We start from the raw sequence: 15,599 nt of genomic DNA on the forward strand, positions 1-15,599 counted from the left end.
ATTGGGGTCCAAAAATCAAAATGTTAGACGGATATATGCCACCTTAAGTGTTTTATGTGGAAATTAACAATTTAGATGTTCGCATAACATATATTATGTTAAATGGTAGATTAGGTAGCTTCTAAAAAGTTAATACGGCGTTGGACAACCGGTCTAGCTTCTCCTTATTATTCCTTTTTAATTTTCAAGGATGTCTCTCGTTATGCGCCCAGGTGTTTTGTGGCTGATGGCTGGTTTATCACTTCTATTTTCTGGCTGCGCCCTTCAGCAACCAGATTCTAATGAGCCACCGTTATTGAACGAGGTATCATTCAATACTCGAATGCTCGAGCTACAGGATGCATTAGGGCAACAATGCAGTGCCAATGCTCAGCATCAGGCGCAACAACTCAGCCAGCAGCAGGTGCTTACCGCTGATGTTCGTGAAGTGGGTAGCCTGCTACGCCTTTTACGCGGTGATATAAAGGAGCTTGAAGCTCGGGGTGACGAGCCCATCATTATCCGCGAAGAGTGTGAAGTGGACACCACGCTAGATATGAAAACCATGCTGGGACGTAGCGAATGGGTTGGCCTGCCGAGTGTAGGTACCTATTTAAAAGCACGCGTGGACTCCGGTGCAGAGACGTCATCATTATCGGCCTCCGACATTACGCGCTTTGAGCGCGATGGCGAAGATTGGGTGCGCTTCAAGCTGGCACTGACTGAGGATGATAGTGTCGTGGAGTCATTGCGTAACGAGTGGATCGAGGCACCTGTTCAACGGCGTGTACGCATTGTTCAAGCGTCTGGTGAAGAGTCTCGCCCCGTTGTCTCTCTATTAATGACGCTCGGTCCTATTCGTGAAAACGTCGAATTTACGCTGAATGATCGTACCCACCTCGATTTTCCCGTATTGCTAGGCCGCCGTTTCTTAATGGATATTGCTATTGTTGATGTGGCGCAAACCTACTTACATGAGCGTCCAGAATTCCCCGGCGGTGACCCTGCTGAACAAGCCGCTGAAGATGAAGCGGTCGACCAAGACGATATCGAAGAGTAAAAGCTCCCCTGCCGCTTTTCGCTGAAAGGAATTTTAATGTCACGCCTTCCGTTTTATATCATTGTAGGTCTACTTCTTGTGGCAGGTATTGCCACCAGTGTGCATAGACATCTTCATTTTGAAATTCCTTGGGTACCAGGCGAGCAGCGTCAGGTATGGGAAATTGAGGCCGTTATCAATTTCAATGCCCAGAATGGCCCCGTAAAAGTGGACTTAGCGCTGCCCACCCAGCAGGCAGGCTTTCGTGTACTGACCGAAAATACCGCTTCTTCTGGCTATGGTTTAGCCTACCAGACGGATGATTTCGGGCGCCAAGCCGAATGGACCATTCGGAATGCTGCTGGCAGCCAGCAGCTCTATTATTCGGTGCAAATGCTGGTATCACCTGGTTCCCGCCCGCCGGTACAAGCACCGCCAGGGCTGGTGTCGAGCACGCCCTGGGAAAGTCCTTATGATTCAGCAGCTACCCAGCTAATTGATAGAGCGTGGGCCAGAAGTGCAAATAATGCGACCTTTGCGCGTGAGCTAATTCTTGATGTAAATGGCGAGCGTCAGGGCGAAAATGCCCGCTTACTGCTTACCCAGGAAACGCCGTCAGCTCTCATCGTGCGCTTGCTAAATCAAGCGGGTGTACAAGCACGAGAAGTCAGCGGACTACTACTGGAAGATGGGCGCCGGCGTCAACTATTAAGCAGTTGGATTCAGGTATTTGATGAGCCTGCAGAAAGCTGGAATATATTCGACCCCGCAACGGGCGAGGAAGGCCAGCCCGAGAACCTGCTGCTCTGGGAAACAAGTGGTCGGGCGGTGCTTGAAGTTCAAGGCGGTACAAACTCGCGGGTTAGCTTCTCTATGCTAACGCACCATCAGCCAGCGTCTGCTGCTGTGCGCAACCACTTTTCTGATGATACTCTGCTGAATTTCTCAATCCATAGCTTACCACTTGAAGAACAAGCTCTTTTCCAAACGATTCTGCTGATTCCCATTGGCGCTTTGGTCGTTGTGTTTTTGCGTGTATTGGTCGGGGTGAAAACATCAGGCACCTTTATGCCTGTTCTGATCGCCCTCGCCTTTATACAAACCACCCTGCTGACGGGTTTGATTGGCTTCCTGCTGATCGTGGCTGTTGGCTTGGTTATTCGTAACTATCTGTCTTATTTGAACTTATTGTTGGTGGCGAGAGTATCGGCGGTCATCATAACGGTCATCGCGATTATCTCGATCTTTACCGTATTGGCTTACCGTATGGGTCTAAGCGCGGGGCTCACTGTCACCTTCTTCCCCATGATTATCCTGGCCTGGACGATTGAGCGGATGTCGATCCTCTGGGAAGAAGAAGGCCCAAAACAGGTCATTATTCAGGGGGGCGGCAGCTTGTTGACAGCCGTGCTCGCATACCTTGCCATGAACAACCCTTGGGTGCGTCACATCACCTTCAACTTCCTGGGTGTTCAGCTGATTTTGATGGCGCTCATTCTGATTTTGGGTAACTACACCGGCTATCGTTTGCTTGAGTTACGCCGCTTCAAGCCGATTACTGATGACGAGAAGCCGTCATGAGTTGGCTCAACAACTGGACATGGCCTAGCCGCCTGCGCGACAAAGGCATTATCGGCATGAACCGGCGCAATATTCGCTATATTGGCCGGTATAATTCACGGCGCCTTTACCCGTTGGTGGATGACAAGCTCAAGACTAAACTTTTGGCGCAAGAGTATGGCATTACCACACCAGAGCTTATTGGTACGGTAACCACGCAGTTTGGCGTTCAGCATATTGGCGATATGCTGACAGGTCATGATGGTTTTGTTATCAAACCTGCCAAAGGCAGTGGCGGCAAGGGTATTCTGGTTATCGAAAAGGTAGTTGATAATCAGTTTGTTAAACCCAGCGGAGCGCATTTAACGCTTGAGGCTGTAGAGCGTCATGTCTCTAATATTCTTTCAGGGCTTTACTCCCTGGGCGGCTCTCCGGATGTAGCTGTCATTGAAACGCTGATTAATTTTGAAGAAAGCCTGATGGCATATACCTACGAAGGTGTGCCGGATATTCGGGTCATCGTTTTCAAGGGCTACCCCGTCATGGCGATGATGCGCTTATCAACGGCGGCTTCCGATGGCAAAGCCAACCTGCACCAGGGAGCGGTCGGTGTTGGATTGAATATTGCCACCGGAGAAGCGCTTCGCGGCGTGCAGTTTGACCGCCCTTGCTTCAACCACCCGGATACCGGGCATGACCTGGCAAGCCTGGCGGTCCCCCAGTGGGACACCCTGCTAAATCTGGCGGCGGGTTGCTATGAAATGACCGGATTAGGCTATTTGGGAACCGATATGGTGTTGGACAGGCAACATGGGCCCATGCTGCTTGAGCTGAATGCACGCCCGGGCCTTGCTATTCAAATGACCAACGGAGAGGGTTTGCGTCGCCGGCTTGATCTCATCGAGCGTCAACCAGAAGGGGTGCCAGTTGCCGAGCGTGTAGCGTTTGCTCAGCACCACTTTGCTCGCAAGAGTGAGCTAACAGAAAGCCCTGACACAACTATCGCAAGCGCGTAGACTAAGCTGATGACGTTTACTGAGTGCACCAATGACTGAAGCGAATACGCTACTTCAACAAGCGGAATCACAGTGTCACAGCCGCGGCGTTCGATTTACCCCCATTCGACGCCGCGTGCTTGAATTGATTGCTCACAATGGCGGTGGTTTAAAAGCCTATGACCTGTTGGATAAACTTTCAACCGAGCATGCGGCTGCCCGCCCTCCTACGGTTTATCGAGCGCTGGAATTCTTGATTGACCAAGGATTGGTGCATCGTATCGAGTCGCTAAACGCCTATGTGGCATGCGCCTGTCCTGAACATATTCATGGGTTCCAACTGCTGATTTGCCGTCAATGTGGTTACGTCGAAGAATTGCATTTGGATGAAGTTAGCGATCAGCTGTCAGCCTTTGCCAGCCGGCAAGGCTTTAGTGTTGAACGACAGACGATTGAGCTGCAAGGCCTTTGTCAAAACTGTCGAGCCAAGAGTGAATAATAGATATGTCTCGTTTTGATCAACTACCGGCTGATACGTTATTCAAGGCACTTGAGGCGGCAACGCCACAAGATACATTACCCGCCACCACGACGTTATTGGATGCTGTTAGATTTAACGCGGAAGGTTTATTGCCTGCTATCGCTCAACAGTATGACACCAAAGAAGTGTTAATGATGGCCTGGATGACGCGTGAAGCACTAGAGGAAACGCTGAGCACGCATCGCGTTTGCTACTATTCGCGTTCACGCAACAAGCTCTGGCGTAAAGGCGAGTCATCCGGACAACAGCAGCATCTTAAGTCGGCGGCTCTGGATTGTGATGGCGATACATTGCTGCTACAGGTAGACCAGGCAGGTCCTGCTTGCCATACCGGTCGCCGAAGCTGCTTTTATCTTTCGCTAACCAGCGCCGATGCCACCATTAATAGTGAACCGCTTATTCACCCGGATGAGCTTTACGGTAACCGTTAGTCATGCGCTGGGTGCATTACATATTACGTGCTTTACGCAAGCTGGCGGTTTTAGTAATGGTTGGCACGGTGCGTGCCTATCAATACCTTATTAGCCCCCTGCTCGGGCCACGCTGCCGATTTTGGCCAAGTTGCTCCTCCTACACCATTGAAGCCCTTCAGGTGCATGGCCCTGCCAAAGGTGGCTGGATGGCTATCAAGCGAATCCTAAAATGCCATCCTGGCAACTCTGGTGGCATGGACCCTGTTCCCGGTGGGCGTAGTGAGCAACTTTGTAAAGAGGACGACGAGTCGCCGCCCTCTCCTTCATGCTGTCATCAACATCAACGTTAATGCCATTAGGCTTGCTGCGCCACTTGGTAAATACGCTCAAGCATGGCGTGGAGGCCATTGCTGCGCGTGGGGGAAAGATGTTTATCCAGCCCAAGATCCGCTAAAAAGTGCGGTTCGGTAGTGCGAATTTCAGCCGCTGTGCGCTCGCTATAGATGCGTAGCAGCACTGCAATCAGCCCAGAAACAATTGCCGCATCAGAGGTAGCGCTAAAAACCAGCGTGTCGCCCTGCTGTTCATGGCGCATCCATACATTGGATTGGCAGCCCTGAATTTTATACTCCGCAGTTTTGCACGCCTCTGGAAAATCAGGAAGCTGCTTGCCCATATCGATAATGTATTGATATCGGTCCATCCAGTTATCAAACATTTCAAACTCTTCGATTAGCTCTTGCTGGGCCTGCTCGGCGCCGGAAGTGCTCATACTCGTTCCTTTTCATATTCGATTTAAAAGCGTCAGACCATTATACGGGTTCAAGGTGGCTTGCGTGGATAGCTTTTCAGCCTGACGTGCCTTATGGCGTAAGCCGGTGACGTTGCTGTTCACTGTGCCACTCATTATCTTCGGTGTGCAGGTAGCGCGATGTGGTGTCCAACCGCGCATGGCGGGCGCTTTCTGCCAAGTGACGCAAGCTAATGCCCGCTTGAGCCTGGTGGGTGATCGAGGTGTGTCGCAGCCAGTGCGGTGTTGCCTTGCGCAGCGCAGCCACATAGGCGGGCGCCCCCTCTTCAGCTTCAAGCACGTCGGCCGCTTCTGCAAAGGTTTCACGGATCAGCCGGTAAAGCTGATTGTCACCAATACCCCGCTTTCCATCCAGCGCTCGGATAGCAGGCGTCTCGTCAAACTGCATGGGCAATCCATCAAGCCCAAGCGCTTGTCGCCAACCAGTCAAACATGCCTGCATATCATCAGGCACTGGGACGCGAGCAAGCTTGCTGCCTTTGCCCACCACGGACCACCACCAGCGCCCTTCTGATTGGGAAAAATCACCCATGCGGGTGCCCGCCATTTCGCTAATACGCGGTGCCAATAAGTAGGCAAAGCCGAAAATAAACCGGCGTCGGGCCTGTTCATACTCGGCACGACTTCCCTTCCCGTCACTCATTGGCTGATTAAGCCAGCACCAAAACCACTCCCATAGCTCACGTTCCAGATAGCGCTCAATGCGAGGTGTCTGATTGTTTAGGCGGCGAGATTTATCGCGCATCAACCGAAACGGATTATGGCTGACCCACCCTGCTTCTACCAGCCAGCTAAACAGCCCCTGCAAAATAATCAAACTTTGTCGGCGGCTGGCGGGTGATAACGCCCCACGAAATGGCCTCCACTCCGGGTGGTAACGAGGTTTTGAAGGCCCAACCCAGTGCTGGGCGGGCTGCGGGTCTGCCAGGAATGCTTCAAATTGGCGCAGCGTTTCCCGGTTCATCGCTTCCAGCGTTAAGTGCTGGTGGTCAAGCCAAAGCAACAACCGCTCGGTTTCACGCCGGTAGCTTTTCCAGGTTTGCGGGCTGTCCTGATACTCGGCAAGCCATGCAGCAACGGCCTGAGCGTCTGTATGCGCATTAATGCGCGATGACTGAAACGGCAGCTCCACTACAGCGCTTGACGCCTGCATGCCGCCCTTCTGTCCGGCAATTACGTCCATTTGATCATAAACATACTGAAACCTATCTCGATAACGCTACCTGGCTCTGTTTTAGCCTGCATCGCTATGCCGCTGTTTGCTAAGGGATAAGTATGATGCCAAGCGTATATAAATTCAAGATTATAAGAGTAATCTTGAATTTATATGCTTAATAATAAATAAAATTACGTAATACATATAACGTAATTATTGTATTTATAAGCCATTACGCGGAAAATAGAACGATTCAATAGGCAATATCAGGAAGAGACAGCATGGCGCGCAGTGGCATTCAGTACAGTGACGTACAGCACGCAATCGATACGCTTCTTGCCCGTGGCGATACACCCAGCGTGCAACGAATCCGCGAGGTGTTGGGTACCGGCAGCTTTACGACGATTAGCGAGCACTTCCGCTATTGGCGCACCGAGCGCGAACAGAATCGCGACGTTCCTCCACCTAAAGGTGTCCCTGAGGTAGTTGTTAATGTCGCCAGTGAGCTATGGCGTGAAGCGCAAGAAGTCGCCAATCAGGCGCTGCTGCACTACCGCGAAGAGGCGAATCGACAAGTCGAAGAAGCCCAACAGCTGGCTGAGAATGCCGAACAGTTAGCCGCGAACGCCGAACAGCGAGAAAGCGCCCTAGCGGAACACTTCCGCCATACCGAGCAGCGTCTTGAAGCGCTTAACCGTGAGCTGGCCGCAAGCCAGGCCAAAGAGCAGTATTGGCAGCAGGCTGCCACTGAGGCGCATGAGGAAAACCAGCAGTTAAAAAAAGCGAATGAAGCCTTACACCAGCATAATGAGGCCCTTGGCCAGCAACATACCGCTGCGTTAAAAGAGCAGCAGAGCGCATGGGAAAAACGCCTGGCCCAAGAAGAGCAGCGCAATGAAAATGCCGAGGGAAGATTGATGGCGATGCTGGATGAGGCTCGCCAGGAGCGTGCTCAGGAAGAAAAAGCCTCGCAAAAGCGGCTCCAGCAGAAGCAGCAACGCATCGAGGCGTTAACGGAGGAGCTAAAGCAAAATCGCGGCGATCTACTAAAACAGCAGACTCAGGCAAACCAACATGCCCAGCAGGCAAAAGAACAGGAGCAGCACATCGCCACCCAGGAAGAGCGCATTGCATCGCTCACTCAGCAATTGGAAGATGCTCAGGAAAACAACAAACAGCAGCGAGAGCAGATGAAACGTGAGCGCGAATGGCAAACCACAATGGGTCAACAAATGACGGCGTTACAGCAGCAACTTTCTGAACTACCTGCTTCGATAAACGTCAGAGAAAGGCAGTTGAACGAGAATGATTGAATGACGTCGACACCGGCTAGTCTGCCGACATCATTTAACCAGCCGATGGTTGTTGACCGGCAGGAGCATCACCATGCTGATTAAAATTGCCAAACCTGGCGACTTACATGAATCAGAGATCACCCCTGAGTCGATTTACTTATCACGCCGACGTTTTATGGGCGGACTCGCGGGCCTCGGAGCAGGGCTGGCATTAGCAGGCCACGCCTCAGCCAGTGAGCAAATGCCTGACTACAACGATGTTCCCGAAGGCGATGCGCCTGAATGGTTTAAGGCCAAACGCGATACGGCCGAGTGGCGGGCAGTTGTGCCTACTGACCCGAGCCAGGACAAAATGACCCCTTATGCGGATGCCAGCAGCTACAACAATTTTTTTGAATTTGGTACCGGTAAAAGCGACCCCTCACGCAAAGCGGGCTCGCTGGTGACTAAGCCTTGGAGCGTAGTGATTGATGGCGAGGTCAATAAGGGTGGGCGCTTCGCCCTTGAAGATCTCGTCAACCCTTCCCAGTTTGAAGAACGCATTTACCGGCTACGCTGTGTTGAAGCCTGGTCGATGGTTATTCCTTGGCTAGGCATTTCGCTTGCCGAGGTTATTCAACGTGCAGAGCCAACATCAAAAGCCAATTACGTGCGCTTTGAAACGCTAGTAGATCCTGAGCAAATGCCTGGGCAAGGCTCCGCTTTTGCCCTAATCGACTGGCCCTATGTAGAAGGGCTACGCCTTGATGAGGCAATGCATCCGCTAAGCTTTCTAGCGATGGGCATGTATGGACGAGAGCTACCTAATCAAAACGGCGCACCGCTTCGCCTAGTGGTGCCATGGAAGTATGGCTTTAAAAGCATTAAATCGATTGTGCGCATTTCACTGGTTGAAGAAGAGCCGCTCAATTCCTGGCAGCAAATCGCCGCCAATGAATATGGCTTTTACGCCAACGTGAACCCTGAAGTCGATCATCCTCGTTGGAGCCAGGCCACCGAACGCCGTTTACCGAACAGCCTCTTCAATACCAATATCATCGACACGCGTATGTTTAATGGTTATGCCGATGAAGTCGCTGACTTATATGCAGGCATGGATCTTCGGGTTCACTACTGATGCCGGCTTATTTTATGACGCTATGGCGTATAGGCGTTTTCATTTTCGCCTTGGCGCCCTTGGGCTGGTGGAGTTTGCAAGTAGCTAACAACCTGGCGGGCCCAGAGCCTGGGCGCTATTTGCTGTTAAATATTGGCCAAGGCGCACTATGGCTATTGTTGCTTACCTTAAGTCTTACGCCTCTGACCCGGCTGACACGCTGGAAAGGTTTTAGCGTTATTCGTCGCCAGTTGGGCCTGTGGACGCTGGCCTATGCATTTTTGCATTTCGTTTGTTACGCGTTATTTATTCTGGGACTTAATTGGACTCAGCTAGGCAGTGAGATCGTTAAACGGCCGTATATTATTGTGGGCATGCTTGCCCTGCTGGGTTTGGTAACGTTAGGCGCTACGTCTAACCGTTGGGCCATGCGTAAACTGGGCAAGCGCTGGAAAACGCTCCATAAGTTTAGCTACGTTATTTTGGTGCTGGTGTTGCTGCATTTCTTGTGGATAGTACGCGCCGACATGCAGGAGTGGTTTTTATACGCGATGGCAGGCGCACTGCTGATGTGCCTGCGCATTCCGGCCATATCGCGCATGTTGCCCAAGGTACGCCAACGAATAAAGCATTCCGCGTAACGAATCTTAAAGACTCCTTATCCTTGTACAACACGTGTCCCGTATACGTTTGGATAAAACGCAAAAACCCAGCCATAAGGCTGGGCTCGAATCAAAACACGGCTTTACCTAGCGGTAATAAGCGTTGGTGTTATCGGTATGGTCTGTCACATCACGAATACCGGCAAGTTCAGGAATGCGCTCCATCAGCGTTTTTTCGACGCCGTCTTTAAGCGTTAAATCTACCGCTGCACACCCTTGGCAACCGCCGCCAAACGCCAGAATAGCCATTTTTTGCTCGGTTAACTCAATCAGCTTGATCTCACCGCCATGCGCTGCCAAGCCAGGGTTAATCTCGCTATACAGCACGTAATTAATACGGTCCTCAAGCGGGCTGTCAGCATTTACCTTGGGCATCTTGGCGTTGGGTGCCTTGATGGTCAGCTGCCCCCCCATACGATCAGCATTGAAATCGACCACGGCTTCTTCTAAAAACGCCAAGCTGTTTTTATCAAGAAATACGTTGATCTTTTCAAGTTCAAGCGTAACGTCAGCGGGTTCTTCTTCGCCCGGACGGCAGTATGCAAGGCATGTCTCTGCATACGGCGTGCCCGGTTGGGTAATGAAAATACGCACAGCGATACCTTCAACGTTTTGCTTTTCAAGCAATTCCGCAAGGTACTCTTGGGCGCTATCGGTAATGTCGATACCTGGTGCTTCGGTAGTCGTGGTCATGAGGCTATTTTCCCTCCCGTGAACAGTGGCAATACCACTTCACATGTCATTTTATTGCTATGGTAAGCAAAACAGCGCGTCGACACAATCCCGACTGTTTTAGTAGGCTATTTAAATGGCTAACGGGCTAATGATTTTTTAACAGCTGCATTGTATAGCTGCCCTGCTTGGCGGCCTTTGGTATCATAATGTCCGTTTGTTTATTGATATGTTGTAAAACGCCGCTCATACCCCTTTTCGAAAACGTATTTTAATAAAATATTTTCGATCAAGACGCTGGAGAAGATTCCCTGTTATGGCCGCTAGTGATTTGAACGCCTCGCTTACCCAACGCCTTACCCAACGCATTCTAATTCTGGATGGCGGTATGGGGACCATGCTGCAAAATGCCCAGCTGAGCGAGGAAGACTTTCGTAGCGAACGCTTCAGCGATTGGCCGTCAGATTTAAAAGGCAATAATGACTTGCTGGCGCTCACCTGCCCCGACGTAGTGTCGCGTATTCACCGGGGCTACCTGGAAGCGGGTGCGGACATTATTGAAACCAATACCTTTAACAGTACGCGCCTTTCTCAAGCCGACTACGGCATGGAAGACATTGTTGTCGAGCTTAACCGTGAGTCTGCGCGCCTGGCTCGGGAAGTGTGCGATGCGGTCGCGGCTGAAACCGGCGTGCCGCGTTTCGTTGCAGGCGTATTGGGACCCACTTCACGCACTGCTTCGTTATCGCCGGATGTGAACGACCCGTCCAAGCGTAACGTGACCTTCGATGAGCTGCGTGAAAACTATTATGAAGCTGCTCAGGCGCTGATCGAGGGCGGCGCTGACCTGATCATGATCGAAACCATTTTCGATACGCTTAACGCCAAAGCCGCGATCTATGCACTTGAAGTGCTGTTTGAAGACCTTGGCAAGCGTCTGCCGGTCATGATTTCAGGCACGATCACCGATGCCTCGGGCCGGACGCTTTCCGGGCAAACCACTGAGGCGTTTTGGAACTCGGTTCGCCATGCCCAGCCGCTGTCAGTAGGCCTTAACTGTGCGCTAGGGGCTGAAGAGCTACGTCCTTACCTTGAAGAGCTATCCACCAAAGCCGATACGTTTGTCTCTGCACACCCTAACGCTGGCTTGCCTAACGAATTTGGTGAGTATGACCAAACGCCGGAGGAGATGGCGGCGATTGTTAGCGAGTTTGCCGAGAGCGGGCTGGTTAATATCATTGGTGGCTGCTGTGGCTCAACGCCTGAACATATTCGTGCAATTGCAGATGCGGTGCGTCCCATGGCACCGCGTCAGATTCCTGAGCGTAGCTCCGCTTGCCGTTTGTCCGGACTTGAGCCTTTCAACATTGATGCAGACTCGTTATTCGTCAACGTGGGTGAGCGTACTAACGTAACGGGTTCGGCGCGTTTCAAACGGCTTATCGTTGAAGAAGATTTCACCACTGCCCTGGAAGTAGCGCTTGAGCAAGTCGAGAACGGCGCGCAAATCATCGATATCAATATGGATGAGGGCATGCTGGAGTCGCAGGAAGCCATGGTACGCTTTCTGAATCTGATTGCTGGCGAGCCGGATATTGCCCGCGTGCCGATCATGATCGACTCGTCCAAATGGGACATTATCGAAGCAGGCCTAAAATGCGTTCAGGGCAAGGCCATTGTTAACTCGATCTCTTTAAAAGAAGGCGAAGCGGCGTTTCGTGAGCAGGCCACCAAATGTCGTCGCTTTGGCGCGGCGATCGTGGTCATGGCCTTCGACGAGGATGGTCAGGCCGATACGTTCGCACGCAAGACGGAAATCTGTGAGCGTGCCTACCGCCTACTGGTCGATGACATCGGCTTTCCGGCCGAAGATATCATTTTCGACCCCAACATCTTCGCCATTGCCACGGGCATCGAAGAGCACAACAACTACGCCGTCGACTTTATCGAGGCGTCTCAGTGGATTCGCGAAAACCTGCCCCATGCGATGATTTCAGGCGGCGTTTCCAACGTCTCCTTCTCGTTCCGGGGCAATAACCCGGTACGTGAAGCGATCCACTCGGTGTTCCTGTATCACGCTATCCGTGCGGGTTTGAGCATGGGGATCGTTAACGCCGGGCAACTTGCGCTATACGACGACTTACCCGCCGAGCTTCGCGATGCCGTGGAAGACGTTGTGCTGAATAAGCGCAGCGACGGCACCGAGCGCTTGCTGGAGCTGGCAGACAAGTACAAGGGTGACGGTAGCGGCCCGGCCAAGAAAGAGGACCTTGAGTGGCGTGATTGGCCCGTTAATAAGCGCATCGAACACGCGCTGGTGAAAGGCATCACGGCCTATATCGAAGACGACACCGAAGAAGCTCGCGTTCAGGCCGAGCGCCCTATCGAGGTCATTGAAGGGCCACTGATGGATGGCATGAACGTAGTCGGCGACTTGTTTGGCGCCGGTAAAATGTTTCTGCCCCAGGTAGTGAAGTCCGCGCGGGTCATGAAGCAGGCGGTTGCCTATCTGATCCCCTATATCGAGGCGGAAAAAAGCGAAGGTACCCAGGCCAAGGGCAAAATTGTCATGGCCACGGTTAAAGGCGACGTTCACGATATCGGCAAAAATATTGTCGGCGTGGTGCTGCAGTGTAATAACTACGAAGTTATTGATCTTGGCGTAATGGTGCCTGCCGAGAAAATTCTTCAAGCCGCGATTGACCACAACGCCGATATTATTGGCCTCTCGGGGCTGATTACTCCGTCGCTTGATGAAATGGTACATGTAGCCAAGGAAATGCAGCGCCGAGGCATGAACCTGCCGCTGCTGATTGGTGGCGCGACGACCTCCAAAGCGCATACGGCCGTTAAAATTGAGCCACAGTACGAGCAACCGGTCATTTATGTGACCGATGCTTCTCGCGCGGTAGGTGTCGCCGGCCGATTACTCGCCCCCAATCTAAAAACGGCGTATGTCGCGGAAATTCGTGAAGAATATGTCAAGGTGCGCGAACGTAACGCCAAGCGGCGCCCTAAAGCGGCGGACCTGGATTATACGCAGGCGCGCAAACGTCGTTTCCGCACCGACTGGAGCACCCAGACGCCGGTTGAACCCAAGTTCCTGGGCCTCAAAACGTTCGATAACTATGACCTTGAAGAGCTGATCGAGCGTATCGATTGGACGCCCTTCTTCATGAGCTGGCAGTTAGCGGGTAAGTACCCAAAAATCCTTAACGATGAGGTCGTGGGCGAAGCGGCGCGCAACCTGTTTGCCGATGCGCAAGTCATGTTGCGCAAGCTTGTCGATGAAAAGCGCGTTCAGGCTCGGGGCGTCATCGGCCTGTGGCCGGCCAACAGTGTGGATGATGACGTCGTTGAAGTGTATGCCGATGAATCGCGCAGTGAGGTCATCGAGCGCCTTCACCATATTCGCCAGCAAACCACTAAGGGTCGTGACGGTATCTGCTACAGCCTGGCGGACTTTATTGCGCCTAAAGAGAGCGGTAAAGCCGACTGGATCGGCGGGTTTGCGGTCACCGCCGGCCATGGCGTTGACGAACTTACCAAAGCGTATGAAGCGGCAGGCGATGACTACAATGCGATTTTGGTTCAAGCACTTACCGACCGTTTGGCAGAGGCCTTTGCAGAGCGCATTCACGAGCGGGTACGTAAAGAGTTCTGGGGTTACGTGCCAGAAGAAACTCTGGATAACGACGCGCTGATAGCAGAAAAATACCAGGGTATTCGCCCCGCCCCCGGCTATCCTGCCTGCCCGGACCACACCGAGAAAGGCACCTTGTTCAAGCTGCTTAACGCCACAGAAAATACTGGCCTTGCGCTAACCGAAAGCTACGCCATGTGGCCAGCCGCTGCCGTTGCGGGTTGGTATTTTGCTCATCCGCAGTCAAAGTATTTCTCGACGGGCAAAATCACTCGTGACCAGGTAGAAGCAATCGCTGAGCGTAAACAGATGCCGTTTGAGGAAATGGAGCGCTGGCTATCGCCGGTACTCTCTTACGACCCCAGTTGATATGGCGTTAGCAACTCGGCGTCACGGCAAGGTCGTTCGCTTGGCGCTACCGATCATGTTGGGCATGCTTTCTCAGAGCATGCTCAACATCATTGATGCCGCACTGGTGGGGCATTTAGGCCAGGTCGCGCTGGCGGGTGTGGGTGTGGGTGGTTACGCCATGTTTATGCTCACCGCCCTGGTGTTTGGTCTCTCTTCAAGCGTTCAATCGCAAACGTCCCAGCGCCTTGGAGCGGGCTGTGAGTATTCGGCTCAGCCTTTACAAGCAGGCGTTGCGGTTGGCCTGGTAGTTGGGCTGCCGCTATCGCTGCTGGCCTGGTGGCAAGCGCCTGCCCTGCTGTATTTGATAACGCAGGTGCCTGAGGTGCATCACGTGGCGGTTGATTACTTTCGCTGGCGGGTTATCGCCCTAACAGCCATTGCGTTAACACTATGTTTTCGTGGTTATTGGAATGGCCGCCAACAGACACACCTTTATCTGCGCATCATTATGGTTGTTCAGCTGTTTAACGTAGCGGCCAGTAGCGGGCTGATCTATGGCCTGTTTGGGCTACCTCGTATGGGGGCAAGCGGCGCAGGCGTAGGCACAACTCTCTCGATGTTTTTAGGATTTTTTATCTGGCTTTGGGTCACTGTAAGACAGCGCGACCAGAATGGATTTTTGTTCAGCCTACCGACGTTCGATACGCTGCGCACAACGCTAGCACTTGCTCTGCCTCATTCCCTACAGCAGATATGTTTTGCGGCGGGCTATGTGGTGCTTTTTTGGTTGTTAAGTCGTATGGGGACCGCAAGCGTTGCGGTTGGGCATGTGTTGGTTAACTTGTCATTATTGCTAATCCTGCCGGGCGTGGGTGTGGGTGTTGCTGCCATGAGCCTGGTAGGCGAAGCATTAGGCCAGGATGACCAAAGGGCGGCCCATCGGTGGGGGCTGGATGCGCTGGGCGTTGCCGGTGTGCTGCTCACCCTCTTGGCACTGCCAATGCTCGTATTCCCGATGCAGGTACTCAGCATTTTCTTTTCCAGCCCCGAGCTTATCGCCCTGGGCACGCTGCCCTTACAAATTACCGGTGCAATGATTGTGCTGGATGCGGCGGCGCTGGTGCTGGCTCAGGCATTGATGGGCGCTGGCGCACAGCGTACGGTGATGCTGCTGACCTTAAGCATGCAGTGGCTTTTGTTTCTGCCCCTTGCCTGGTGGGTTGGGATTGGTTTACAACAAGGCCTGCTTGGGGTTTGGCTGGTACAGATAGTTTATCGACTTGCCAACTCGGCGGGTTTTTTATGGATTTGGCAGCGTAAGCGCTGGCTAGCTCCCAATGTTTTAAATAGCGTTTAACGATAAAAAGATAATTATATATTCTTTTG

The 15,599-nt window shown here is 52.4% G+C and carries 14 protein-coding genes; 11 read left to right on the forward strand and 3 right to left on the reverse strand.

Annotation, left to right across the window (positions count from 1 at the left end; translation table 11 throughout):
• Positions 1 to 202: 202 nt before the first annotated feature.
• Genes INT20_RS02815 through yidD form a run of 6 tightly spaced genes read left to right on the forward strand, consistent with a single transcriptional unit; the run spans position 203 to position 4,877 of the window.
• Positions 203 to 1,039, forward strand: coding sequence for an ATP-dependent zinc protease family protein (locus INT20_RS02815; protein WP_192526973.1), 837 nt, complete (start codon positions 203 to 205; stop codon positions 1,037 to 1,039).
• A 36-nt stretch (positions 1,040 to 1,075) separates the two neighbouring features.
• Complete coding sequence (locus INT20_RS02820) at positions 1,076 to 2,599, forward strand: inactive transglutaminase family protein (protein ID WP_172116628.1); 1,524 nt, start codon at positions 1,076 to 1,078, stop codon at positions 2,597 to 2,599.
• Positions 2,596 to 3,594: an alpha-L-glutamate ligase-like protein gene (locus INT20_RS02825; RefSeq protein WP_193056403.1), complete on the forward strand. Its 999-nt coding sequence runs from the start codon at positions 2,596 to 2,598 to the stop codon at positions 3,592 to 3,594. The genes INT20_RS02820 and INT20_RS02825 overlap by 4 nt, the downstream gene beginning before the upstream one ends.
• Before the next feature lie 31 nt (positions 3,595 to 3,625).
• Complete coding sequence (locus INT20_RS02830) at positions 3,626 to 4,072, forward strand: Fur family transcriptional regulator (RefSeq protein WP_172116630.1); 447 nt, start codon at positions 3,626 to 3,628, stop codon at positions 4,070 to 4,072.
• Positions 4,073 to 4,077: 5 nt separating this feature from the next.
• Entirely contained in the window at positions 4,078 to 4,545 is a 468-nt protein-coding gene (gene hisI, locus INT20_RS02835) for a phosphoribosyl-AMP cyclohydrolase (protein ID WP_193056404.1), read from the forward strand.
• A 2-nt stretch (positions 4,546 to 4,547) separates the two neighbouring features.
• The gene (gene yidD / locus INT20_RS02840) at positions 4,548 to 4,877 is read left to right on the forward strand and encodes a membrane protein insertion efficiency factor YidD (protein WP_193056405.1); all 330 of its coding nucleotides are present in this window, start codon (positions 4,548 to 4,550) and stop codon (positions 4,875 to 4,877) included.
• Between the two features lie 5 nt (positions 4,878 to 4,882).
• Here the strand turns inward: yidD and INT20_RS02845 are convergent, their stop codons facing one another.
• The gene (locus INT20_RS02845) at positions 4,883 to 5,299 is read right to left on the reverse strand and encodes a SufE family protein (protein WP_193053557.1); all 417 of its coding nucleotides are present in this window, start codon (positions 5,297 to 5,299) and stop codon (positions 4,883 to 4,885) included.
• A 91-nt stretch (positions 5,300 to 5,390) separates the two neighbouring features.
• The gene (locus INT20_RS02850; protein WP_226912028.1) at positions 5,391 to 6,491 is read right to left on the reverse strand and encodes a tyrosine-type recombinase/integrase; all 1,101 of its coding nucleotides are present in this window, start codon (positions 6,489 to 6,491) and stop codon (positions 5,391 to 5,393) included.
• A 284-nt stretch (positions 6,492 to 6,775) separates the two neighbouring features.
• On the opposite strand from INT20_RS02850, the gene INT20_RS02855 reads away from it, so the two are divergent.
• The 3 genes from INT20_RS02855 to msrQ all read left to right on the forward strand — a co-directional run bounded on the left by INT20_RS02855 (position 6,776) and on the right by msrQ (position 9,526).
• On the forward strand, positions 6,776 to 7,807 hold the full coding sequence (locus INT20_RS02855) for a DNA-binding protein (protein ID WP_193056407.1): 1,032 nt from the start codon (positions 6,776 to 6,778) through the stop codon (positions 7,805 to 7,807).
• A gap of 73 nt (positions 7,808 to 7,880) precedes the next feature.
• Positions 7,881 to 8,906 (forward strand): protein-methionine-sulfoxide reductase catalytic subunit MsrP, encoded by a 1,026-nt coding sequence (gene msrP / locus INT20_RS02860; protein ID WP_193056408.1) that lies wholly within the window; start codon positions 7,881 to 7,883, stop codon positions 8,904 to 8,906.
• Positions 8,906 to 9,526: a protein-methionine-sulfoxide reductase heme-binding subunit MsrQ gene (msrQ, locus tag INT20_RS02865; protein ID WP_193056409.1), complete on the forward strand. Its 621-nt coding sequence runs from the start codon at positions 8,906 to 8,908 to the stop codon at positions 9,524 to 9,526. The genes msrP and msrQ overlap by 1 nt, the downstream gene beginning before the upstream one ends.
• A gap of 108 nt (positions 9,527 to 9,634) precedes the next feature.
• Here msrQ and nfuA read toward each other — a convergent pair whose 3' ends face one another.
• Entirely contained in the window at positions 9,635 to 10,240 is a 606-nt protein-coding gene (gene nfuA / locus INT20_RS02870; RefSeq protein ID WP_172116638.1) for a Fe-S biogenesis protein NfuA, read from the reverse strand.
• Between the two features lie 295 nt (positions 10,241 to 10,535).
• On the opposite strand from nfuA, the gene metH reads away from it, so the two are divergent.
• Positions 10,536 to 14,231: a methionine synthase gene (gene metH, locus INT20_RS02875; protein ID WP_193056410.1), complete on the forward strand. Its 3,696-nt coding sequence runs from the start codon at positions 10,536 to 10,538 to the stop codon at positions 14,229 to 14,231.
• A 1-nt stretch (position 14,232) separates the two neighbouring features.
• A complete protein-coding gene (locus INT20_RS02880) occupies positions 14,233 to 15,570 on the forward strand; it encodes an MATE family efflux transporter (RefSeq protein WP_193053564.1) in 1,338 nt (445 codons plus the stop codon).
• The last annotated feature ends 29 nt before the right edge of the window (positions 15,571 to 15,599 follow it).

This window comes from Halomonas citrativorans (assembly GCF_014898005.1).
GTDB classification, from domain to species: domain Bacteria; phylum Pseudomonadota; class Gammaproteobacteria; order Pseudomonadales; family Halomonadaceae; genus Vreelandella; species Vreelandella citrativorans.